We start from the raw sequence: 21,982 nt of genomic DNA on the forward strand, positions 1-21,982 counted from the left end.
GGCGGGTCACGGCCGGGTCCGCCGGACAGGCCCTAGCCTCCGGCCAGCGCCTCCAGTACACGCACGGCCCGTGCCGGGGCGGGCAGCGCCCGGATCTCGTCCCGCAGGCGCCCGGCCGCCTCGCGGTGGGGTTCGGCCAGCAGCCTCAGGGCCGCGTCCCGCAGGAGGGCCGCAGCGCCCGCGTCACCAGCGAGCTCCCCTGCGGGCAGGTGGATGCCGGCTCCCACGGCCTCCAGCCGGTCGCCGGTGAGCATCTGCTCGGGGCGGGGCGACACGACGAGCTGGGGCACGCCCGCCGCCGCCGCTGCCATGCTCGTCCCGCCACTGCCCTGGTGGGCGACGACACCGCAGGTGGGCAGCCACAGATGAAGCGAGGATCCGTCGACGGCCCGTACGCCCTCCGGCAGGCGTGGCAGCGCGGCTCGCTGCTCGGGGGTCAGGGCCAGCACCGTCTCGACGCCGTTGGCGGCGAGTTCGAAAGCCGCCGCCAGCAGCGGGACCGGCACCGAGCTGCCGGGGAGGGTGAGCGGCGCGCCGGCTTCCCAGGTGATGCACACCCGCGTCCGCGCCGACGGCCGCAGCAGCCCTGCGGGGACTCCTCCCGACCCGCTGTACGGCACGTACCGTACGGTCAGCCGCTTGGCGGGAGACGAGAGCTGGAGGCTGGGCGGGCAGGGATCGACCCAGATGTCGGGTGCCCGGCCGACGTCCGCCCCGAACCGCTCGAACAACTGCCGGTACCCCGTGTGCGGGGCGCCGGCGGGGCCGCCGCCCTCCAGGTTGAGCACGGCGGGCCCGCCCCACTGGTGGGAGGCCATCGGCACGTCCAGGAGGTCCGCCGCGACGGCACCGGCGTAACTGGACGCGTCGCTCACGAGCAGGTCCGGACGCCAGTCCTCGGCGAAGGACAGCAGGCCGGGCAGCATCGCCTCGGCGATACGGACCTGCCGGTCCACCAGGGAGTCGAGGATGTGGCGCTGTCCCGCGTCCAGGGCCTCGGGACGCAGCGGCCAGTCCGCCGGCCACCGGCGGCGGATGTCCCACGATCCGGGGCCTGCCGGCCCGCCCGTGGCGGCCGCTCCGGGCGCCGCGACGCCTACGGGCACCGGGGTGAGCCCGGCCCTGCCGACCGCGGCGACACTGTCCGGCGGCACGGCGAGCAGCACCTCGTGACCGGCTGCGCGGCAGGCCCAGGCGAGCGGCACCATGGGGAAGAGGTGCGACGGCGCCGACCAGGTGGTGAAGAGAATGCGCACGGTTCTCCTTGGGGGAAGGATCGGCGCAGCGCGCGGCTCACCCCGCGAGGTGGGCCACGCCCTGCGAGAGGTCGGCCGCCGCCCGCGCGCCGAGCCACTTCAGCAACGCCTGCCGACGGGTTCCCGCCGTTCGCGCCGGGCCGTCCATGAGTGCCTCGGGGCGCGCCACCGCCAGCTGCTCGGAGGTCACCCGCACTCCGTCAGGCCCCTCGTCGAGCCGCCAGACGCGCCGGTAGAGCGCCAACTCGCCCGGCGGGTCGAGGTGCTTGAGAACGAGGGTGTGCGGGGGGCGGGTGATGCGTACGGACCGCCCCGTGGCCGCGGTACCGTCCGGCAGGTCGCAGGGGGCATCGATGAACTCGGCCTCCTGCTCGACCGGTTGAAGCTGCCCCAGCGCCGCGGACAGCCGGTCGTACACCTCCTGCGGCTTTCCGGGGACCTCGGCGCTGCGCTCCGCACGCAGCACCAGCCGCTGTGCCTCGGTGCGCTGCTCGACCGCGTCCTTCAGCGTCCGCATCTGCAACGCGCCGTGCCGGTCCAGCTCCTGGGCAGTCACGGCCGGGTCCTCGTCCGTGGTGAACCAGTGGTGTGACTCCACGCGGCACCGGCCGTCCCCCTCGGGAAGGAACAGCCACTCGCCACCCAGCCTGCGGATCGCTCCCACCGTGCCGAGCTGCTCGAACTCCATGCGCCGTTCGGCGTCGTACAGGCGGCGGCGGGACTGCCAGACCCGCAGCCCGCCTTCGGGGCCCGGGCGTACCGCCCAGAACTTCGACACGTCCTCGATGCCCCGGCGCTCGACTATCTCGGTATGGACGATCCACGGGTAGAGCAGCGGCCAGTTCAGGACGTCGGTGAGTGTGCGGTAGACCTCCACGGCGGGGGCTTCGACGGTGATGGCGGCTCGGGTTCGGTGGATTGGGGAAGTCACTGCTCTCCTCGCTGAGGGTGGTGCCGTAGGGGGCTTCAGGCCCCTGCCCGGCTCTCCAGGTAACCGACCAGTTCGCCGGGGAGCGGCATCGCCTCGATCTCGCGGCGGATCGCCCGCGCCCGGTCGGCGAATCCGGGACGTTCGAGTACGTCGGTGATCGCCGCCCCGAGCCCGGCGGGCGCACCCCGCCGGTCCGGGATGACGTTGATGCCCGCGCCGGCCTCCCGGACCAGGTCGCCCCAGAGCCACTGCGTGTTGTCGTCGCTCTCGGGGACCACGACCTGCGGCAGCCCGTAGGCGAACCCCGTCATGCCGCTGCCGGCGCCACCGTGGTGGACCAGTACGTCACAGCTCTGGGCGAGCGCGCCCAGCGGGACCCAGCCGGTCAGCCGGACGTTGTCGGGCAGCGTCCCGGTATGCTCCGCGCCGGACACGGCCAGCAGCACCTCGGCGTCGAGCTCCGCAACCTCCTCCAGGATTTCCCGCTGCCGGACGGTGAAGTTGCTGGTGGTGATGCCGCCCGTGACACACACTCGGGGCCGCTCCGGTGCGCGCGGCAGCCAGCCGGGGATCTCGCCCGGTCCGTTGTACGGGATGTAACGCATGGGAACGCGGGGGACGCGGGACGGGCGGCGGAGCGCGGGCGGGCAGGGGTCGATCCAGGTGTCGCCGCCGATCCGGGGCTCGGCCCCGAACCGCTCGAAGATCCTCAGGTAGGAGGGCGGTACCTCCTCCTCGTCCAGGAAGTAGGCGCCCACGGGCTGGCACCAGCTGTAGCCGACCGCCGGCACGCCCACGGCGGCCGCCGCGACCAGGCCGACGACCGCCCCGATGTCGTAGACCACCAGGTCGGGGCGCCAGGCGCGGGCAAAGGCGACAAGGTCGTCGGCGAGCGAGTCCGCCAGCCCGATCAGCTGGTCGGCCCAGCTGATCCGGCGCTCCTCGGACCAGTTCAGCGGGCCCATCGGCCAGTCGGCGGGCATACGGCGCGGCCGCCCGGCCGTATCGGGGATGCGCCAGCGGGCGAAGGCCTCACCGGCGTCCCGGTCACCGATCTGCACCGCCGTCAGGCCCGCCGCCTTGACGCGGTCGACGGCCTGCGGCCGGGCGGCCACCCGCACTTCGTGGCCGGCCAGTTGAGTGGCCCAGGCCAGGGGGACGGCCCAGGGGACGTGGCTGGCCCCGTGGGCGGCAAAGAGGACACGCATCGCTGCTTCACCTGCTTGAGCTTCGAGTCGGACGGATCAGGTACGGGGCCGGCCGGGCAGGGCGAGGGCCGGCAGCAGGGTGAGCGCGCTGATGCCGAGCGCCCACCAGAAGGCGGTGGCGAAGGCGTCGGCGGGGGCGGCGCCGGTGATCTGGTGCTGGAGCACGATCACCAGCGTCGCGGTGCCGAGCGAGCCACCGATGCGGTGCACGACGTTGTTGATGCCGGCCGCCTGTGGCATCTGCTGCGGCTCCACGCTCTGGAACACCGCGGTCACCATGGGATTCATGGCCGCGCCGAGTCCCGCCCCGCGGACGAACAGGCCCAGGGTGAGCAGGATCTCGCTCGGCTGCGAGCCGACCTGGGTGTAGGCGAGCGTGCCGGCCATGGACAGTGCGATGCCGACGAGGAGCACCGGGCGCAGGCCGAACCGCTCGGTCAGCTTTCCGGCGAAGAACATGGCCACGGCGATGCCGATGTCCTGCGGGATCAGCAGCAGACCCGCGTGCAGGGCGTCCTGGCCCCGTGCCTGCTGGTAGTACAGCGGCAGCATGAACATCGAGCTGAACAGGGCCGCGCCGACCAGGAACGACGTGAGGACGGCATTACTGAACGCCCGGCGGGCGAACAGCCGCAGATCCAGCACGGGGCTGCCCTTCGACCGCAGCGCGTGAACGACGTACGCGATGAGCAGCAGCGCGCCCACCGCGACCGGGGCGTGGACCACGGTGTCCTCGAAGCCGTGCCCGTTGCCCGTCTCGGCGAAGCCGTAGATGAGCGCCGCCAGGCCCGGTGAGATCAGCAGCAGCCCGAGCAGATCGAGCTTCTGGCCGCCTTCCGGTGGGGTGGCGGGGAGCACGCGGGCCGCCAGCAGGAGGGTGATCGCGCCGAGGGGGATGTTGATGTAGAAGATCCACTGCCAGCTCAGGGTGCCGATCAGGATGCCGCCGATCACCGGCCCGAGGGCGGGCGCGAAGGTGAGCGGGATGATCAGCAGGCTCATGACCCGCCCGATCCGCCGGGGTCCCGCGGCCTGGGCGATCATCGACTGGCCGATGGGCTGGATGAGGCCTCCGCCGATGCCCTGGAGCACCCGGAAGGCGATCAGCGAGGCGGCCGACCAGGCCAGGCCGCACAGCGCGGAGCCGATGACGAAGCACGCCACCGAGACCATCCAGGTCCGCTTGGCGCCGAAGCGGTTGGTGGCCCAGCCGCTGACCGGGGCGACGAGCGCGAACGCCAGCAGGTAACCGGTGCTGATCCACTGCACCGTGGCAAGGGTGCTGTCGAAGTCACGGCGGATGGATTCGATGCCGACGTTGACGATCGTGGAGTCGAGTACGGCGAGGATCGTGCCCAGCACCAGTACGGCGCCGAGTTTCAGCACCGCGGGTTCGAGACGGTCGCCGGACGGCGCCGCGTTCGCGCGCACGGTCGTGGACATGGGTGTCTTCCCTCGGTTCGGGAGGCGGGAGCGGGACAGGGGAAAGGGAGCCGCGGCCCGGCAGCCGGGGGAGCGTGCCGGGCCGCGGCGGTCTGGAAGCCGGCGCGCCGGGTGCGGCGCGCGGCGGCGTCAGGGAATGAGCACGACCCGGCCGAGCTGGGAGCGCTCCTCCATCACGTGGTGGGCCTTGGCGGCCTCGGCGAGCGGGAGTTCGGCGTGCACGACCGGCCGCACCTTCCCGCTGAGCACCATGTCGCAGACCTCTTCGACGATCTTGTCGAAGTTGTCGACCTGGCCGTCCATGACGCCCATGGAGAAGTGCGTGAGGTACTTGCCCGCGATGTCCTCCAGGGAGACGGTCGGCAGTTCCAGGCCGCCGCCGGCCGAACCGTAGAACACCAGCCGCCCGAAGGGCTTGAGCAGCGCGATGCTCTTGTGGGTGATGTCCGCGCCGACGCTGTCCAGGACGATGTCCACCCCGGCGCCGCCGGTGGCCGCGCGGACCTCCTCCTCCCAGCCGTCACGGCTGTAGTCCACCGCCACGTCCGCGCCCAGTTCCCTGGCGAAGGCCAGCTTGGCGGGGTCCTTGGCGGTGGCGATGACCGTACCGGCGCCGAGTGCCTTGGCCATCTGCACCACGAGGTGGCCGATCGCGCCCGCGGCGGCGTGCACCAGTACGCTCTCGCCCTTCTTGAGGAACGCGGCCTGGATCACTTCGAGTCCGACCTGGGCGGGCGAGCTGAGCATGGTCGCCTGCGCGGCGTCCATCTGCTCCGGAACGCGCACCAGGTCCTTGACCCGGGCCAGGGAGTACTCGGCGAACGCGTCCTTGAAGATGACGCTGGCGACCCGCTCGCCGACCGCGAAGCCCTCCACGCCCGGACCGAGCGCGTCGATGAAACCGACCGCGTCACCTCCGGGGCAGGCGGGCAGCTCCAGACGCTCGCCGTAGTAGAAGTTGCCCGCGCGCTCCTGGATCCCGGCGAAGTTGACTCCGATCGCCTCGGCGCGGATACGCACCTGTCCGGGACCCGGCTCGGGCTTCTCGACCTCGTCGACCTGCAGTACCTCCGGCGTTCCGTGCTGGTGGTAGCGGACGATGCGCATGGGTCTCTCTTTCTCTAGCTCCCGGTGTCGGTGCCGCCAGCCTCGCGGGGGCCACTGGAGCGTGCGCCGAGCGGTGCTGGACCGGTCAGCGGGCGTGGGATTCGGTGCCGGGCTCGGTGCCGGGTTCGATGCCGGCGAACAGGTCGTCCTCGGGCAGCGTCGTCTCGACGTACGAGCGGGCCAGGTGGTAGTCCTCCGTCGGCCAGGCCCGCTGCTCCACATCGAGCGGGCAGGAGCGCTCGGGCCCGTCCGGGTTGACCTGCGTCTCATGGGCGAGCAGGGCGCGCAGCCGGGTCGGGAACCACTCGGCGCACTCGACCTGCGTGGTGATCTCCCACTTCTCCTCGACGTCGGCCAGCTCCTTGAGCACCTCACCGTGCGGCGAGTCGAGACCGGCGGCCGTCATGGCGTCGTAGATCGCCTGGAAGTACGCCTTGCTGAAGGCGAGGGTGTAGTAGAGCTTGAGCGGCTGCCACGGCTCGCCGGTGCCCGGATAGCGCTTGGGGTCGCCGGCGGCGGCGAACGCCTCGGCCGAGACCTGGTAGGTCTTGATGTGGTCCGGATGGGGGTACCCGCCGTTCTCGTCGTACGTCACCACGACGTGCGGCCGGAAGGTGCGCATCGCCTCGACCAGCGGCCGGGCCGCGTCCTCCAGCGGCTCGAGGGCGAAGCAGCCGTCGGGCAGCGCCTCGCCGTTCCCGGGCAGCCCGGAGTCGGTGAATCCCATGAAGCGCTGCTGTACGCCGAGGATCTCGCGGGCCCGCTCCATCTCCGCGCGCCGCAGCCGCGGCAGGTCGGCCCACACCTCGGGACGGTCCATCGCCGGGTTGAGCACATCACCGCGCTCGCCGCCGGTCATGGTGCACACGAGGACCTCGGCGCCCTCGGAGGCGTAACGCGCCAGTGTCGCCGCTCCCTTGCTCGATTCGTCGTCCGGGTGCGCGTGCACGGCCATCAGCCGCAGGCCGCCGCGGAGTTCAGCGGTGGACTTGGTCATGGGGCTCTCCTGTCGTGTGGGTCGGCGTGTGGTGGGTCGGTCGGCGTACGGAAAAAGGTCGTTCAGCCCTTGCCCGGAGCGTGCCGTGGGTACAGCGCGGCGGGGATCAGGGTCAGTGCGCTGAAGGCCAGCGCCCACCAGAAGGTGTGGGCGTAGGCGGACTGGACGCTGCCGTCGTGCGCGGCCGCGTCGTTCAGCGCGTTCTGCAGGATGACGGCCAGCACGGCGGTGCCGATCGAGCCACCGATGCGGTTGAGGACCGTACGGGCGCTGGTGGCCGCGGGCGCCTGGGTGCGGTCGACGGAGGTGTACGTGGCGGCGACGTTCGGCGGGACGACGGCCCCGAGACCGATGCCCCGTACGAACAGAGCGGCGATCAGCAGAAGTTCGGGCGGGCGGTCGCCGGTCATGACGAAGGGAACGGTGCCGGCGACGGTGAGCCCGATGCCCACGAGTACGACGTTGCGCGGTCCGTGGCGGTCGGTGAGCCGGCCGGCCGTCGGTGTGATCAGCGCGCTGCCCAGCGCCTGGGGCGCCAGCAGCAGTCCGGCGTGCAGCGCGCTCGTTCCCCGCACCTGCATGAAGTACAGCGGCAGCAGCAGCATCGAGGAGTAGAGGGCCGCGCCGAGCAGGAAGGTGTTGACGCCCGCGAGGGCGAACCCCCGGCCCGCGAAGAGCCTCAGGTCCAGCAGCGGGGTGCGGGCGGTGTGAAGAGCGTGGAAGACATAGCCCGCCAGGAACGCGAAGCCGCCCACGAGGGCCACGGCCTGGGTGAGGTCCACTCCGCCCCGGCCGAACTGGGCGAGTCCGTACACGAGAGCGGCGAGTCCGGGCGGGAGGAGCATCAGCCCGAGGCCGTCGGGACGTACGGCGGTGTCGCGTTCGGCCTGGTCGGCCGGAACGATACGGGCGGCCAGCACCAGCGCGATCAGTCCGACGGGGACATTGACCAGGAACAGCCAGCGCCACCCCGCCCCTTGGACGAGCAGTCCGCCGATGACCGGGCCGAGGATCGGCGCGACGGAGACCGGCACGGTGATGATGCCGACCAGCCTGCCGATCCGCTGGGGTCCGGCGTGCCGGGCGACCAGGGCCTGGCCGACGGGCTGCATGAGCCCGCCGCCGACGCCCTGAAGCAGCCGGAAGGCGATCAGCGAGCTGCCCGACCAGGCCAGTCCGCTCAGCGCCGAGGCCACGACGAACAACGCGACGGCGGCGAGCCATACCCGCTTGCCGCCGAAACGCCGGTGCAGCCAGCCGGAGAGCGGTGCGACGAACGCGACGGTGAGCAGGTAGCCGGTACTGACCCACTGCACCGTCGTCATGGACTCGTCGAGGCCGTCGGCCATGGCACCCATGCCGACGTTCACGATCGTGGTGTCGAGCTGGGCGAGCACCGCGCCGAGGATCAGGACTCCGCCGAGCTTGATCAGGGCCGGGTCCAGACGCTCGTCCGACGTGTTCAACGAACCTCCTGCGCAGAGCTCAGTGGGGGGATACGGGAAAAAATTTAGGTCGGACCAGAATTTATGTCAAACCAAAATATATGTCCGGCCAAATGTCCTGGGTAGGATGGGCGCATGCCAGGAGCCACAGCCACCCCGCACCGGGACGCATCCGCCGAGGGCGGCCTGCGCGGGCGCAAGAAGCGCGAGACCCGCGACCGGCTGGCCCATGTCGCGACGCTGCTGTTCATCGAGCGGGGGTTCGAGAACGTCACCATCGCGGAGGTCGCCGAAGCCGCCCACGTGTCGAAGATGACGGTCAGCAACTACTTCCCCCTCAAGGAAGACCTCGTCTTCGACGCCCATGAAGGGGTCCTGGACAGCCTTGCCCGCGTGGTGCGCGAGCGACGGCCCCAGGAGTCGGCGCTGCACGCCCTGCGTCGCAGCTTCCTCGCGTCCCTGGACCGGCCCCACCCGCTGAACGGCCGTTGCACACCCGGTTTCGCCCGGCTCGTCCACGACAGCCCACGCCTGCGCGCACGCGAACGCGAGATCGACGAGCAGCGTGAGGCGGCCCTGGCCCGCGCCCTGGCCGAAGCGACCGGAGCCGGGCCCGAAGATCCCCTGCCCGACTTGAGCGCGGCTCAGCTCGCGGCCGTACAGCGGGTGCTGCAGCGCCGCGTGCGCGCCCTGATCCGCCGTGACACGCCCGAGGACGCGCTGCGCGAGGAGATCGAGGAGCTCGCCCGTACGGCCTTCGGCGTACTGGAGCCCGCACTGGGCGAGTACTGCGTCCGGCCCGCACAGGAGTAGAGGAGCCGCGCGCGGCGACCGGGTCCAGCGGGATTCCAGCGGCCGTTGCCACCCTGCGGTGCCAGGAACGCTCTCCGGGCCGTCGCGCCATCCGCGCCGGGCCCGGACGGCAGGCACGAAAGGAGAGGGCGTTGTCCGCCTCGACACTGCCCGGCACCCCGCCGGCGCCCCGGACACCCACCGCAGGGCACAAGGGGAACAACCTGACCGGGTTCACCCTCACGCACGACCTGATCCGCCGGGCCGTCCCGGAGCTCGGCCGGCGGCTGGCCAACGCCGCGTCGGACGGGGCCCTCGACCCGGCGGCGGTGACACGGCTCACCACCTGGTGGGGGATGTTCACCACGATCCTCGACGGCCATCACACCAGTGAGGACTCCCACGTCTGGCCGGTCGTCCTGGCCGCCGACCCCGCCCTGGAAACGGTCTCCCGCACCCTGGAACAGCAGCACGCCTCCCTCGACGGACACCTGGCCGGCATCCACGAAGGCCTGCGCCTGCTGCGTGACAACCCCGGATCGCACGAACCCGGACTCAGCCACCTGCTGGCCCGCATCGCCGAGTTCGACGCGTTGATGTACGACCACCTCCAACTGGAGGAGCGCACCATGGTCCCCGTCCTGCGCGACCGGGTGACCGGCGAGGCGTACGCGGCGATGCTCGCCTCCCTCGCCTCCGGGCACGACCCGGCGGACTTCGTACCGACCATGCCGCTCCTGCTGGAGCAGGCGTCCCAGCAGGACCGGGAGTTCATGCTCGGCGGGATGCCCGCCGAGCTGCGGACCCGCTACGAGCAGGAGTGGGAACCGGCCTACTCCGAGCTGCTGGCCACGCTCCCCGCCGCCTGACAACCCGCTGCCGCCCCAGGGCTTGCGGCGCACTGCCTTCGACGAAATGGTGAATTCGGCAATGAGACTTCTGGTCATCGGCGGAACGGTCTTCCTGGGCAGGGCCTTCGTGGCCGAGGCCCGCTCAAGGGGGTGGCACGTCACCACCTTCCACCGCGGACGCTCCGGCTCCGACCTGCCCGGCGTGCAGGTCGTCAACGGAGACCGGGAGAACGCGGCGGATCTCGCCCGGCTGGCCACGCACGGCCCCTGGGACGCGGTCGTCGACGTCTGCGGCTACGCGCCCGCCGTCGTCGGCGCCTCGGTCCGGGCGCTGACCCGGCACGCGGGCGCCTACCTGTACGTATCCAGCATCAACGCCCTCGCGCCCTGGCCCGCCGCCCCGGTCGACGAATCCTCGCCGCTGCTGCCCTGCGACCCGGACGCCGGGCCCGACGACGCCGGCTACGCGGAGCTCAAGGCGGGCTGCGAGCGCGTGGTCGAAAGGGATTTCACCGGCCGTACGCTGATCCTCCGTCCCGGCGTCGTCATCGGCCCCGGCGACAAGATGCGGCGCGTCACCTACTGGCTGCGCCGGTCCTCCCGTGGCGGACGGATGCTGGCGGGCGGCGGCCCGGCCCGCACGATGCAGCTGATCGACGCACGGGACATCGCGGCCTTCGGCCTGGACCGGATCGAACTCGGCGGCTCCGGCGCCTACCTCACCACCGGCACTCCGGCCAACGTCACCTGGGGCGACTTCCTCGGCGAATGCGCCGCGCTGACCGGCGCGGGCGCCGAACCGGTGTGGGCGGACGACGCCTTTCTCGCGGAGCAGGGCATCGCGCCCTTCGTCACGATCCCGCTCTGGGCGCCGCCCGCCGAACAGCTCGCCGCGGTCTGGGACTTCTCCTCGGAAAAGGCACTGGCGGACGGGTTGCGCTGCCGTCCCGTCCTGGAGTCCGTACGCGACACCTGGGACTGGCTGCGAGCGCCGGGCGGCATGGAGGAGGCATTCGGTACGTACCGCTACCCGGACCAGACCCTGGACGCGGAACGGGAGGTGCGCGTTCTGGCCGCCTGGGACGCCCGTAACTGAACCGCTCGGACCGCGAAGAGCGCTGTGGCGCGCGGGGCACTCATCGGTGCTCCGCGCGCCACAGCGCTCTTCGCCGCGTCAGTCGCGCCGCAGACCGGCGGGCGACAGCGGCCGCGCCAGCAGGCTCGCCAGCACCGTCCGCAGCTCACCGGCGGCGTCCGGACCCCATGAAGCGGCCCGCCAGGCGACGAAACCGTCCGGCCGCACCAGCACCGCCCCGCCCGAACCGACGCCGTGTGCCCGAGGCCACTCCCCCGCCGGATCCTCCACACCGTCACCCAGCCGCAGCACCTTCAACGGCGCCGGCCCCTGCGCCGGCTCGGTGTTCCCCGCGTCCGGGCCGAGGACCAGCGAGAAACCGGGGCCGTAGAGATCGATGCTGGAGCAGCCGCGGCCCGCGCGCTCCACCCGCACATGCGGGGCCCTGGTGCCCGGGCGTCCCGCCACGGGCGCACGGCCGTCCGGGCCTTCGATGTCCTGGCCCCAGACCGCGCCGGAGGCGTACTGATAGCCGAGGCCCAGCGCGATACGGGCGACCCGCGCGGCCACCTCGTCCCCGCCGCCGCCCGTCCGCTCCTCCTGGAGCCGGGTCGACAGGGCACAGGTCAGTTCGGCGACCGGACGGCGCTCGGCCTCGTAACTGGCCAACAGCTCCTCCCCAGCGCTGCCGTCCAGCACGGCGGCGAGCTTCCAGGCCAGATTGTGCGCGTCCTGCACCCCGGTGTTCGCGCCGAGACCGCCCGACGGCGGCATCACATGAGCGGCGTCGCCGACCAGCAGGACGCGGTCGCGGCGGTACTCCCGCGCGACCCAGGAGGCCAGCTCCCAGGTGTGTACGGCGCGGCCGCCGCCGGGGACGGCGGGCAGCACGCGCAACGGCAGCGTGTCGTCCCCCACGGCCTCCCGTACCGCCCGCGCGCAGCGCTCCTCGGTGAAGTCCAGGGGGCCCTGGCCGCGTTCGGGGTCGTACGGGACCATCAGCACCCAGCGGTCCACCGCGTCCAGCCGGGCCAGCAGGGTGCCGGGCACGGGCCGGGTGAGGTAACCCAGGCCGATGGGCCGCCCGCGCAGGGCGGTGCTCAGGTCGGCCTCGAAGGCGATGTTGACGACGTGCGCGAGGCGCTTGCCGTGGGTACGGATGCCCAGCGCGCGGCGGACGGGTGAGCGGTGGCCGTCCGCGGCGATCACGTAACGCGCCCGTACGGAGTACCGCCGGCCACTGCCACGGTCGGTGAGCATGACGTCGGCCCCGTCGGCGTCCTGGACGACCTCGCCCGCCTCGGTGTGGAACCGCACGTCGGCCCCCAGCTTCTCGGCCCGTGCGCGTACCAGCGGTTCGGCAGTGCTCTGCTCGACCAGTACGGGCGGACAGGGGCTGACGCCCGACACGGCTCCGCCGGGCGGCCGGCTGCCGCGGTAGTCCTCGGGCGCGGCCAGGGTTGACGCCCGTACGACGTCGGTGGCCTCCAGGAACACCGAAGGCGGCGCCGCCCGCAACGGCCCCTCCAGGCCGTGGGCGCGGTACAGCTCCATCGTGCGCGGGCTGAGCACGCGGGCCTTCGCCAGCATCGACGGGCCGGGGTGCCGCTCCGCCAGCAGCACGGGGACACCGTGGCCGCGCAGGAACACCGCCGCCGACAGGCCGACGATGCCGCCGCCCACGATCAGGGCGGGGACGTTCTCCTCGCTCATCAACTTCCTCTCCCAGTACGGCCTTGGCCGCGCCGTGCGCACGGTCCGGGGCCGCCACCCTCCAGGCAGCGCGTCGTGCGCCGCTCGAACGCGACCTGACTCCGCCGGGACTTGAGAGCGCCGCGCCAAGCTCGCGAAGAAACACCAACCACAGAGGACGAAGAAAGGCGGAGTCTCGTGGAGACAACCCCCCTCACCCTCCTGACCCTGGCCCTGCTCCTGGAGCGGCCCATGTCCGCCACGGACCTGGCCGCCACGGCCGGTGAGCGGGCCGGGGCAAGCCCGCTGGGCGCCCCCACCCCCACAGCGGCCGAATTCGCCGAGATGACGACGGCGCTGCGCCACGCGCACCTGACCTGCGGGCACCCGCGCCCCGAAAGCGACGTACACGCGCTGACCGAGCGCGGCCGGGTCGCGTTCGCGCGGCGCGTCGCGGCCCTGCTCGCCACTGCGGACGACGAACATCCCGCGTTCCTCACGGCGGTCGGCTACCTCGGCGCCATCGACCGGGACAGCGCGGTGTCCGCTCTGCGCGTGCGCGCCACCCGCCTGCGCGAGCGCGCCGCGCACATCGAGGCGGCGTCGGCCGGCGGCGCGCGGATCCCCCGGCTCTTCGTCATCGAGAACGAGTACGCGCTGCGGATGTGCCGGGCCGAGCTGGGCTGGATCGAGGAGACGCTGGAGGACATCCGCACCGGATCCCTCGTCTGGCCGCGCGTCGAGGAAACCGCGAACGGCCGGCAGTGGGACACCGAAGCGTCCTAGCGGCCGCTCCTGTACGTCTCAAGTGGCGTTCAGGTACGGCTGCCTAGCCTCTGGCGCATGACTGAACTGACTCTCAAGGGCAGGACCGCGCTGGTCACCGGCGCCAGCCGGGGCATCGGCGCGGCCATCGCCACGGAACTCGGCCGGCGCGGCGCCGCGGTCGCTGTCAACTACCTCAGCTCCGAGGCGGAAGCACAGAAGGTGATCGGCGGCATCGAGGAGTTCGGCGGCCGCGCCGTCGCCGCCCGCGCCGACATCTCCGACTCCGACAGCACCCTCGCCATGGTGGCCGACGTCGAGCGGGAACTCGGCCCGGTCGACATTCTGGTCCTCAACTCCAGCGGCTACCGCGACGTACTGCGCGGCCCCGCGCTGAACCACTCGGTCGACGCGCTGGTCGACAAGATGGCCACCCAGGCCCGCGCCACCCTCGGCCCGGCCTACGCGGTGCTGCCCGGCATGATCGAGCGCGGCCGTGGCAACGTCATCCTCATCTCGGACAGCTTCTCCCGCCAGGCGGCGGCCGGCGCGATCGGCCACGCGGTGGCCAAGGCGCCGATGGAGGCCGCGATGAAGCACCTCGCGATCGAACTCGGCCCCAGCAACATCCGCCTGAACACCGTGATTCCGGGTGCCACCCGCAGCGAGAACCTGATGAAGAAGTGGAATGCCAAGGACGAGTGGGGCCGCACCCTGGCCTCCGTCGTCGACCAGACCCCCCTGCGCCGCATCGGCGAGCCGGAGGACGTGGCGCGCGCCGTCGCCGTGCTGGCCGGAGACGAACTGTCTTACGTGACCGGTGCGTTCCTGCCGGTCAGCGGCGGCCACCTCATCATCTGAACCCCCACCTCAGCCGGCCGGGAGCCGCCCGATCCAGGGCGGCCCCGGCTGTTCTCGTGCCGCCCGTAAGCGAATGAAGGATGAAGGACTCACTCTCCATGAATGCCGTGTCAACCGCGGATCAGATGAAGCCGACGCCAGGCTGGACCGTGGCGGTGGTGGCCTGCGCGGCCCAGTTCATGGTCGTGCTGGACACCACGATCGTGAACGTCGCGCTCCCCTCGATGCGGGCCGACCTCGGCCTCACCTCCGCCGGACAGCAATGGGTGATCAACGCCTACCTGCTGACCTTCGCCGGATTCCTCATGCTGGGCGGACGGGCGGCCGACCTCTTCGGACGGCGCCGCGTGTTCACCGCCGGGCTCGTCCTGTTCACCCTCGCCGGCCTGCTCGGCGGCCTGGCCACCAGCGGCCCCCTGCTGATCGGAGCCCGTACGCTCCAGGGCCTCGGTGCCGCGTTCCTCGCCCCCGCGCCGCTGGCGCTGATCAACTCGTACTACCAGGACGTACGGATACGTACCAGGGCCATCGCCGCCTGGGGGGCCACCGCGACAGCGGCCGGAAGCTGCGGAATCCTGCTGGGCGGGGTGCTGACGGACGGACCGGGCTGGCGCTGGGTCATGTTCGTCAATGTGCCGATCGGGGTGGCGCTCGTCGCGGTCGCCCTGCGCTCCCTGCCGGTGTCGCCCGGTGAGGGGCGGGGCCGGCCTCTGGACGTGCCGGGCGCCGTCCTCGTGACCGCCGCACTGGCCTGCGCCTCGTACGCGCTGTCCGGGATGGAGGCGCACTCCTGGGCGTCGCTGCGCACCGGCGGCGTGCTGGCGCTGGCCTGCGTGCTTCTGATCGCCTTCGTCATGGTGGAGGCACGCGGCGCACAGCCGTTGATGCCGCTGCGGATCTTCCGCAACCGGTCCCTGGTGCTCGGCAATCTGGCCGCCCTGGCCATCGGCGCCGTCACCACCTCGGTGATGTTCTTCATCACCCTCTACCTCCAGCACGTGCTGGGTTACACCCCCATGGAGGCGGGCCTGGCCATGCTGCCGCTGACCGTCGCCATCGCCGTGGCCTCGCTGCTGGCCCGCCGCCTCGTCCAGGCGATGGGCCCGCGCCTGCCGCTGGCGCTCGGGTGGCTGCTGACGGCCGGGGGGCTCCTGTGGCAGTCCCGGTTCACCGCCGACGGCACCTTCGTCACCGATGTACTGGGCCCCGGCATCCTGCTCGGCCTCGGGCTCGGCACGACCGTACTGCCGATGACGATCGCGGCCACCTCGGGCGTCCCCGCCGAGGACGCCGGGCTCGCCTCCGCCATGATGAACACCGCCCGGCAGATGGGCGGCGGACTCGGCCTGGCCGCGCTCAACGCCCTCGCAGGCGCCGTCATGGGCGCCGCCGCCGTCACCACCGCCGTCACCACGCGCGGTTACGCCGCCGCGCTCGTCGGGGCGGCCGGGCTGGCCCTGGCCGCCGGCGCGCTGGCCCTGTTCATGCCCAAGCCGCGACCCGCCGCCTCCGCTCCCGCCGCGTAACCCGGACCGTCCGGGGCCCGACACCGGGCCCCGGACGTCAGCGGCGTGACCGCAGCATCCTGCTCAGGGTCAGATCCGGGTCCCGTACGACCGAGCCGCCCAGCACGTCGTCGATCCGTGCCATCAGGTCGGGCTCCAGCACCGCGTCGACGGCCCGCAGGTTGCGTTCGATCTGGTCGGGCGCGGAGGCGCCGATGACGGCAGAGGTGACCTGCGGGTTGTGCAGCACCCAGGCGAGCGCGAGCTGCGGCAGGGTCAGCCCTGCCGCACCGGCGAGCGGCCGCAGCCGTTGCACCCGCTCCAGCACCTCGTCGTCGAGGAACTTCCAGCGCCGCAGCGAGACATCACCGCCCCTCGCCGCCACTGCCCTGGACCCCGGCGGCAGCTCGCGGCCCGGCAGGTACTTGCCGCTGAGCACACCGCCCGCCAGCGGGGACCACACCACCTGTCCGATGCCGAGCGGCTCACAGGCGGGGATCACCTCCGTCTCGACGACCCGCCACAGCATGTTGTACTGCGGCTGGTTGGCCACCAGTGGTACGCCGAGCTCGCGCGCCAGCCGGGCCGCTTCCCTCAGCTCGTCGGCGGCCCACTCCGACACACCGATACAGCGGACCTTGCCCGCCGCGACCGCGTCCGCGAAGGCGCCCATCGTCTCTTCCAGCGGGGTGGCGTCGTCGTACAGATGGGCCTGGTACAGGTCGACGTGGTCGGTGCCCAGCCGCCGCAGCGACGCCTCGAGGCCGGCCGTGATCCGCTCACGGCTCAGCCCGCCAAGGCCGTTGGAGCCGCCGCCCGCACCCCGGCCGACCTTGGTACAGATGACGACCTGATCCCGCGGGATTCCCGCCAGGGCCGTGCCGAGAACCTCCTCGGCACGGCCGCCGGCGTAGACGTCCGCCGTGTCGAAGGTGGTGATCCCGGCGTCGAAGGCGGTGCGGACACAGTCGACGGCGCGCGCGTCGTCGAGCTGGTTGCCCGCGGTCAGCGAGTTGCCGAAGGCGACCCGGCTCACCACCGGGCCGGCCTCACCGAGTCGCCGGTACTCCACCTTCCCGCACCTCCCCGAGGCCGTCGCCGAGGTCGTCGCCGGCGCCGTCCGTGGGGGCCGGGCGAACGCCCAGCTCCGCCAGCGCCTGCCGCGGGCTGTCGTCCTGCGCGCCGGCCGCCGCGACGTAACCGTCGGGCCGCACCAGCAGCCAGCCGCCCGGCTCGATGCCCAGGTCGGCGCGCAGCCGTCCGTCGGGGTCGGGGAGCGGGCCGGGTTCCGGCCCCTCGGCCTGGAGGCCGGGCACGATCGTACGGACGCCGACGACCCTCTCGTACGCGTCGGCCAGCGCCCTCAGCTCCGCGTACTGCGCGGATTGGGGCACGCTGAGCAACGTCCAGTGGGGGCGGCGCAGTTCGTAGATCATCTGCTGCCAGCCGACGGACCGGTCGCGGCGCCGGGCGGTGACCCGGCCGGCCCGCACACCCGGCCGCACGGGGCCCTCCGCGCCTCCGCCGAGGGTCAGCGGGCTGTCGGGATAGGACAGGTCCAGGGCCGACATGCCGCCCATGATCTTGCGCTCGATACGGGACTTCAGCGGCGGCACGGCCTTCACGACGGTGAACATCGCGCGCAGCACCGTGGCCGCCGTACGGCTGCGGAGCTGGACCAGCAGCGTCGCGAACCTGGTGGACTTCAGCAGGCTCTCGCCCACCGGCACCCGCTCTGCGCTGTAGCTGTCCATCAGTGTCTCGTCCGCCGTGCCGTGGATGACGGACGCCAGCTTCCAGGAGAGATTGACGGCATCCTGCACGCCGGTGTTCATGCCCTGTCCGGAGGCCGGGCTGTGCACATGGGCCGCGTCCCCGGCCAGCAGACAGCGGCCCTTTCGCATGGACGGGATCAGGCGCTGCTGGATCGTGAACACCGAGACCCAGCTCGGTTTCTCCACCGTCGCCCGGCCGCCCGTACCGATCCGGATCTTCTTCTCGAAGCGCCTGGCCACCGCCTCGTCGTCTCCGCCGTAGGAGACCTCGGCGGTGTCCAGCAGGCGCCACTTTCCCGGGTCGGGGAAGGGAACCATCATCACCGTGCCGGCCGGGGTGCGCATCCAGTGGATGCTGTCCCGCGGCAGATCACAGTCCACGACCGCGTCGGCGATCATCCACGTCTCGCTGCTCTCACCCACCAGCTTGAGGCCGAGCTGCTTGCGTACGGTGCTGTGCCCGCCGTCGCAGCCGACCAGCCAGGCCGCCTCGACGCTTTCCGTACGGCCGTCCGTGTGCGTCAGAGCGGCCCGTACGCCGTCGCCGTGGTCCTCAAGACCGGTCAGCCGTACGCCCCACTCCACCTCGACACCCCGGCGGCCCGCGGCCTTGCGCAGCGCCGCCTCGGTGAGCACCTGGTCCACCATCAGCGTGAAGGGGAAGCGGGTGGGCAGGCGGCTGTAGTCGGTGTCGAAGCGGATGAGGCGGCGGCCGTTCTGGTGCAGCGTGAAGTGCTCCACCCGCTGCCCCTGCGGCAGCAGGTCCTCCACCACGCCCATCTGGTCGTACGTCTCCAGCGTGCGGGCGTGGGTGGCGAGCGCCCTGCTGGTGGTGGCCGGCCCTTCGGCGGCGTCCACCAGCCGTACCCGTACGCCGTGGCGGGCGAGTTCGTGCGCGGCGGTCAGCCCGACCGGGCCCGCGCCCACCACCAGTACCAGCGGGGCGTCCGCCGCCGGGCGTCCTTCGGCGGTCATCGGCTCTCCTCCTTCACGGGCTTCCACCAGCCCGGATTGTCGCGGTACCAGGCGGCGGTGTCCGCCAGCCCGGTCTCGAAGTCGGTCCGCGGGGCATAGCTCAGCTCCTCGCGGATCTTGGTGTCGTCGACGCAGTAACGCCGGTCGTGTCCCTTGCGGTCGGCGACCAGGCGCACCATGCCGGGGTCGGCTCCGCACAGGCGCAGCAGCCGCTCGGTGATCTGCCGGTTGTTCAGGCTGGTGCCACCGGCCACGTTGTACGTCTCGCCGGCCCGGCCACGGGTGAGGACCAGTTGGAGGGCGCGGCAGTGGTCGTCGACGTGCAGCCACTCGCGTACGTTGGCGCCGTCGCCGTAGAGCGGCACCGGCCGGCCCTCCATCAGGTTGGTGACGAAGTGCGGGATCAGCTTTTCGGGGTGCTGGTACGGGCCGTAGTTGTTGGAGCAGCGGGTGATCGACAGGTCGAGGCCGTGGGTGCTCCAGTAGGAACGGGCGACCAGGTCGGAGCCCGCCTTCGAAGCGGCGTACGGGGAGTTGGGCAGCAGCGGGCTGAGCTCTGTCCAGGAGCCCTCGTCGATGGATCCGTAGACCTCGTCCGTGGAGACGTGCACCACGCGTTCCACTCCGGAGCGCAGCGCGGCCTCCAGCAGGTTCTGCGTGCCGCCCACGTTCGTCCGCATGAACGCGGCGGCGGACTGGAGCGAGCGGTCGACGTGCGACTCGGCCGCGAAGTGCAGCACCGCGTCGTGGCCGGGCAGCAGGCCGAGCAGCAGGTTCAGGTCGCAGACGTCGCCGTGGACGAACTCCATGCGCGGGTGGGCTGCCGGGAGGTTGTCGCGGTTTCCGGCGTAGGTGAGCTTGTCGAGCACGGTGACCCGGGCGTCCTCCCAGCCCGCGTACCCGCCGTCCAGCAGCGTCCGTACGTAATGCGAGCCGATGAAACCGGCTCCCCCGGTGACCAGGATCTTCACGCCGCCACCTCGACCCGCGTGTGGTCGCCGACCACCAGCCGGTGGTGCACGCCACCGGCGTCGGCCGATGTCACGGCCGCGGACCGGCCGATGAGCGAGCCGCGCAGCGCGGGAACCCGCGAGACGGACGCGCCGTCCAGCACGATGGACCGGTCCAGGCCGCTGTCCTTGATCCGGCAGTCCCGGCCTATGGAGGTGTACGGACCGACCTGACTGTCGGTCACCAGGCTGCCGGCGCCCACGATCGCCGGGCCCACGATCCGGGACCGTACGATTCCGGCGCCCGGCTCCACCACGACCGGGCCGATCAGCAGGCTCTCCGCGTCGACGTGCCCGCCCACCGACCGGCTTACCGCGTCGAGGAGTTCACGGTTGCAGTCCAGTACGTCCTCGACCCGGCCGGTGTCCTTCCAGTAGCCGGTGTACTCCCTGGCTCCGACGGTGGCGCCGGAGGAGACCAGCCACTGAATGGCGTCGGTGATCTCCAGTTCGCCGCGGGCGCTCGGCGTGATGCTGTCGATGGCCTCGTGAATGGCCGGGGTGAAGAAGTAGACGCCGGTCAGCGCGAGGTCGCTGCGGGGCTGCTCGGGCTTCTCCACCAGCCGGGTCACCCGCCCGTCCGCGGCGACCTCGGCGACGCCGAAGGCGCGCGGGTCGGCGACCTTGTGGACCACCACCTGCGCGCAGGGGCGCAGCGTACGGAACTCCTCGGCGATGTCCGTGACACCCTGCGGGAGCATGTTGTCACCGAGGTACATCACGAAGTCGTCGTCGCCCAGGTAGTTCCGGGCGAGCTTGACGCAGTGTGCGAGCCCGAGCGGCTGTTCCTGCCGGATGTAGGTGATGCGCAGTCCGAGCCGGGCGCCGTCGCCCAGCGCCGCCCTGATCTGCGGACCGCCGTCACCCACGACGACGGCGACGTCGCTGACGCCCAGCGCGCGGATGTTCTCCAGCACGTGTTCCAGTACCGGCCGGTTGGCGATGGGCATGAGCTGCTTGGGCATGGAGTAACTGAAGGGACGCAGACGGGTTCCCGACCCGCCGGACAACACCAGGGCCTTCACCGACTCCTCCTCTCCTGACCGTGGTGGACGAAGCACTCCTCGGCGATACGCACCGAGGGGTTTCCATAGGCGATGTGGTCGAGCACCTTGCGGTAGACCGGCGTGTGCTTGAGCAGCCGCGCCAGCTTGGGCCGCACCCGCGTGGCGAAGGCGCCGTGCGAGAGCATCGCCTTGCTCTGCAGGCCCTGGAGCCGCGTCACCCGCTCGATGTCGGGGGCCCGCTTCCGCTCGAAGGCCGACAGGAACGCGGCTCCGGCGTCCCCCGCCCGCAGCGATTCGACCAGCAGCGGGTGCAGCAGCACCGCGTCCTGGACGGCGAGGTTGATGCCCTGGGCGCCGATGGGGCTGTGGGTGTGCGCGGCGTCGCCGATGAGTACGAGCCCGTCGTCCGCCCAGCGTTCGGCGCGGCCGGAGAAGACGTCCAGCAGACTCAGGTCGCGCGGCGAGCGGATCTGCTCGTGGATCAGCCCGGCATACGGTGGTACGGCCAGGGCCAGCTGCTCCTTCACGTGCTCCAGACCCCGCGCGGCCACCTGCTGGTAGCCCTTGTGCGGCAGGGTCCAGCCGATCTGGACCCGGTCCGGCCAGGAGTCGTAGACAAGGACGGGGCTGCCCCCGGCCCGGTAGACCCGTACGTCCCTCGCCTGCCGCCCTGCCCGGCCCCGGTCGCCCGTGGTCAGCTTGAACCAGAGCACGTCCAGGTCGAACATGTCGCTTCGGCCGGCTTCGATGCCGGACAGCCGGCGGACCTTGGAGAAGCGGCCGTCCGCCGCCACCACGCAGTGCGCCCGTACCTCGACGGCTCCGGAGGGTCCGTCCGCGCCGACACCGGTGATCCTCCCGTCCTCGCGCAGCAGCGAGCCGGCCCTGCGGCCGTCGAGGTACCTGAAGCCGTCGTACTTCTCGCAATGGAGCAGCAGTTCGTCCAGGACGTGGGCCTGCGGGATGCTCAGCAGGTGGTTGTGCGGGGCGGGCAGCGCCCGGTAGTCGATGTCGAGCAGCACCCGGTCGCCCTCCACCAGCCGGAACGCGGTGTGTTCGTGGGCGCCCCGGGCGCGGGCTCCGGCCAGCACGCCCAGCCGGTCCAGCAGCGCCAGCGCGCCGGGCTGCAGGATCTCGCCGCGGAACTCCCGCTGGTGGGCGCGGGCCCGCTCGACGACCGCGACCCGTACCCCCGACTTGAGCAGCAGCAGGGCCAGGACGAGTCCGGCGGGCCCGGCGCCGACGACGCAGATGTCGGTCCTGATCTCTTCGGTGTCCACCTTCGCG

The 21,982-nt window shown here is 72.2% G+C and carries 19 protein-coding genes; 6 read left to right on the top strand and 13 right to left on the bottom strand.

The window, feature by feature from the left end; translation table 11 throughout:
- Positions 1-32 precede the first annotated feature (32 nt).
- The 7 genes from G412_RS0100520 to G412_RS0100550 form a co-directional block, all read right to left on the bottom strand.
- Positions 33-1,256 (bottom strand): nucleotide disphospho-sugar-binding domain-containing protein, encoded by a 1,224-nt coding sequence (locus tag G412_RS0100520; RefSeq protein ID WP_028810361.1) that lies wholly within the window; start codon positions 1,254-1,256, stop codon positions 33-35.
- Between the two features lie 37 nt (positions 1,257-1,293).
- Positions 1,294-2,187 (bottom strand): SRPBCC family protein, encoded by an 894-nt coding sequence (locus tag G412_RS38865; protein ID WP_028810362.1) that lies wholly within the window; start codon positions 2,185-2,187, stop codon positions 1,294-1,296.
- 35 nt (positions 2,188-2,222) lie between these two features.
- The gene (locus G412_RS0100530; protein ID WP_028810363.1) at positions 2,223-3,395 is read right to left on the bottom strand and encodes a nucleotide disphospho-sugar-binding domain-containing protein; all 1,173 of its coding nucleotides are present in this window, start codon (positions 3,393-3,395) and stop codon (positions 2,223-2,225) included.
- Between the two features lie 36 nt (positions 3,396-3,431).
- Entirely contained in the window at positions 3,432-4,838 is a 1,407-nt protein-coding gene (locus G412_RS32695; RefSeq protein WP_051338017.1) for a DHA2 family efflux MFS transporter permease subunit, read from the bottom strand.
- 129 nt (positions 4,839-4,967) lie between these two features.
- Positions 4,968-5,945, bottom strand: coding sequence for a quinone oxidoreductase family protein (locus G412_RS0100540; protein WP_028810364.1), 978 nt, complete (start codon positions 5,943-5,945; stop codon positions 4,968-4,970).
- An 85-nt stretch (positions 5,946-6,030) separates the two neighbouring features.
- Positions 6,031-6,942, bottom strand: coding sequence for a mycothiol conjugate amidase Mca (gene mca, locus G412_RS32700; protein ID WP_051338018.1), 912 nt, complete (start codon positions 6,940-6,942; stop codon positions 6,031-6,033).
- A gap of 62 nt (positions 6,943-7,004) precedes the next feature.
- Entirely contained in the window at positions 7,005-8,408 is a 1,404-nt protein-coding gene (locus G412_RS0100550; RefSeq protein ID WP_028810365.1) for an MDR family MFS transporter, read from the bottom strand.
- A 114-nt stretch (positions 8,409-8,522) separates the two neighbouring features.
- On the opposite strand from G412_RS0100550, the gene G412_RS0100555 reads away from it, so the two are divergent.
- The 3 genes from G412_RS0100555 to G412_RS0100565 all read left to right on the top strand — a co-directional run bounded on the left by G412_RS0100555 (position 8,523) and on the right by G412_RS0100565 (position 11,126).
- Positions 8,523-9,200, top strand: coding sequence for a TetR/AcrR family transcriptional regulator (locus tag G412_RS0100555; protein WP_051338019.1), 678 nt, complete (start codon positions 8,523-8,525; stop codon positions 9,198-9,200).
- Positions 9,201-9,331: 131 nt separating this feature from the next.
- Positions 9,332-10,048 carry a hemerythrin domain-containing protein gene (locus G412_RS0100560; RefSeq protein WP_028810367.1) on the top strand — a complete coding sequence of 239 codons (717 nt, stop codon included), beginning with the start codon at positions 9,332-9,334 and terminating at the stop codon, positions 10,046-10,048.
- Positions 10,049-10,109: 61 nt separating this feature from the next.
- On the top strand, positions 10,110-11,126 hold the full coding sequence (locus G412_RS0100565) for an NAD-dependent epimerase/dehydratase family protein (RefSeq protein WP_028810368.1): 1,017 nt from the start codon (positions 10,110-10,112) through the stop codon (positions 11,124-11,126).
- Positions 11,127-11,204: 78 nt separating this feature from the next.
- On the opposite strand, the gene G412_RS0100570 is transcribed toward G412_RS0100565, so the two are convergent.
- Positions 11,205-12,818, bottom strand: coding sequence for an FAD-dependent monooxygenase (locus tag G412_RS0100570; protein ID WP_028810369.1), 1,614 nt, complete (start codon positions 12,816-12,818; stop codon positions 11,205-11,207).
- A gap of 177 nt (positions 12,819-12,995) precedes the next feature.
- On the opposite strand from G412_RS0100570, the gene G412_RS39520 reads away from it, so the two are divergent.
- The 3 genes from G412_RS39520 (at position 12,996) to G412_RS32705 (ending at position 15,949) form a co-directional block, all read left to right on the top strand.
- Positions 12,996-13,583, top strand: coding sequence for a hypothetical protein (locus tag G412_RS39520; protein ID WP_028810370.1), 588 nt, complete (start codon positions 12,996-12,998; stop codon positions 13,581-13,583).
- A 57-nt stretch (positions 13,584-13,640) separates the two neighbouring features.
- Complete coding sequence (locus G412_RS0100580; protein ID WP_037647239.1) at positions 13,641-14,423, top strand: SDR family NAD(P)-dependent oxidoreductase; 783 nt, start codon at positions 13,641-13,643, stop codon at positions 14,421-14,423.
- 125 nt (positions 14,424-14,548) lie between these two features.
- Positions 14,549-15,949: a DHA2 family efflux MFS transporter permease subunit gene (locus G412_RS32705; RefSeq protein ID WP_157839039.1), complete on the top strand. Its 1,401-nt coding sequence runs from the start codon at positions 14,549-14,551 to the stop codon at positions 15,947-15,949.
- A gap of 37 nt (positions 15,950-15,986) precedes the next feature.
- Here the strand turns inward: G412_RS32705 and G412_RS0100590 are convergent, their stop codons facing one another.
- From G412_RS0100590 to G412_RS0100610, 5 genes are read right to left on the bottom strand one after another with little or no spacing between them, the layout of a single operon-like run.
- Entirely contained in the window at positions 15,987-17,000 is a 1,014-nt protein-coding gene (locus G412_RS0100590; protein ID WP_028810372.1) for an aldo/keto reductase, read from the bottom strand.
- A complete protein-coding gene (locus G412_RS32710; RefSeq protein ID WP_078606700.1) occupies positions 16,978-18,678 on the bottom strand; it encodes an FAD-dependent oxidoreductase in 1,701 nt (566 codons plus the stop codon). Before G412_RS32710 ends, G412_RS0100590 begins: the two co-directional genes overlap by 23 nt.
- Positions 18,675-19,649, bottom strand: a complete 975-nt coding sequence (gene rfbB, locus G412_RS0100600) for a dTDP-glucose 4,6-dehydratase (RefSeq protein ID WP_028810373.1) — start codon at positions 19,647-19,649, stop codon at positions 18,675-18,677. The genes G412_RS32710 and rfbB overlap by 4 nt, the downstream gene beginning before the upstream one ends.
- Entirely contained in the window at positions 19,646-20,713 is a 1,068-nt protein-coding gene (locus G412_RS0100605; protein ID WP_028810374.1) for a glucose-1-phosphate thymidylyltransferase, read from the bottom strand. Before G412_RS0100605 ends, rfbB begins: the two co-directional genes overlap by 4 nt.
- Positions 20,710-21,975, bottom strand: coding sequence for an FAD-dependent monooxygenase (locus G412_RS0100610; protein ID WP_028810375.1), 1,266 nt, complete (start codon positions 21,973-21,975; stop codon positions 20,710-20,712). Before G412_RS0100610 ends, G412_RS0100605 begins: the two co-directional genes overlap by 4 nt.
- Positions 21,976-21,982 lie beyond the last annotated feature (7 nt).

This window comes from Streptomyces flavidovirens DSM 40150 (assembly GCF_000429085.1).
Classification (GTDB): domain Bacteria; phylum Actinomycetota; class Actinomycetes; order Streptomycetales; family Streptomycetaceae; genus Streptomyces; species Streptomyces flavidovirens.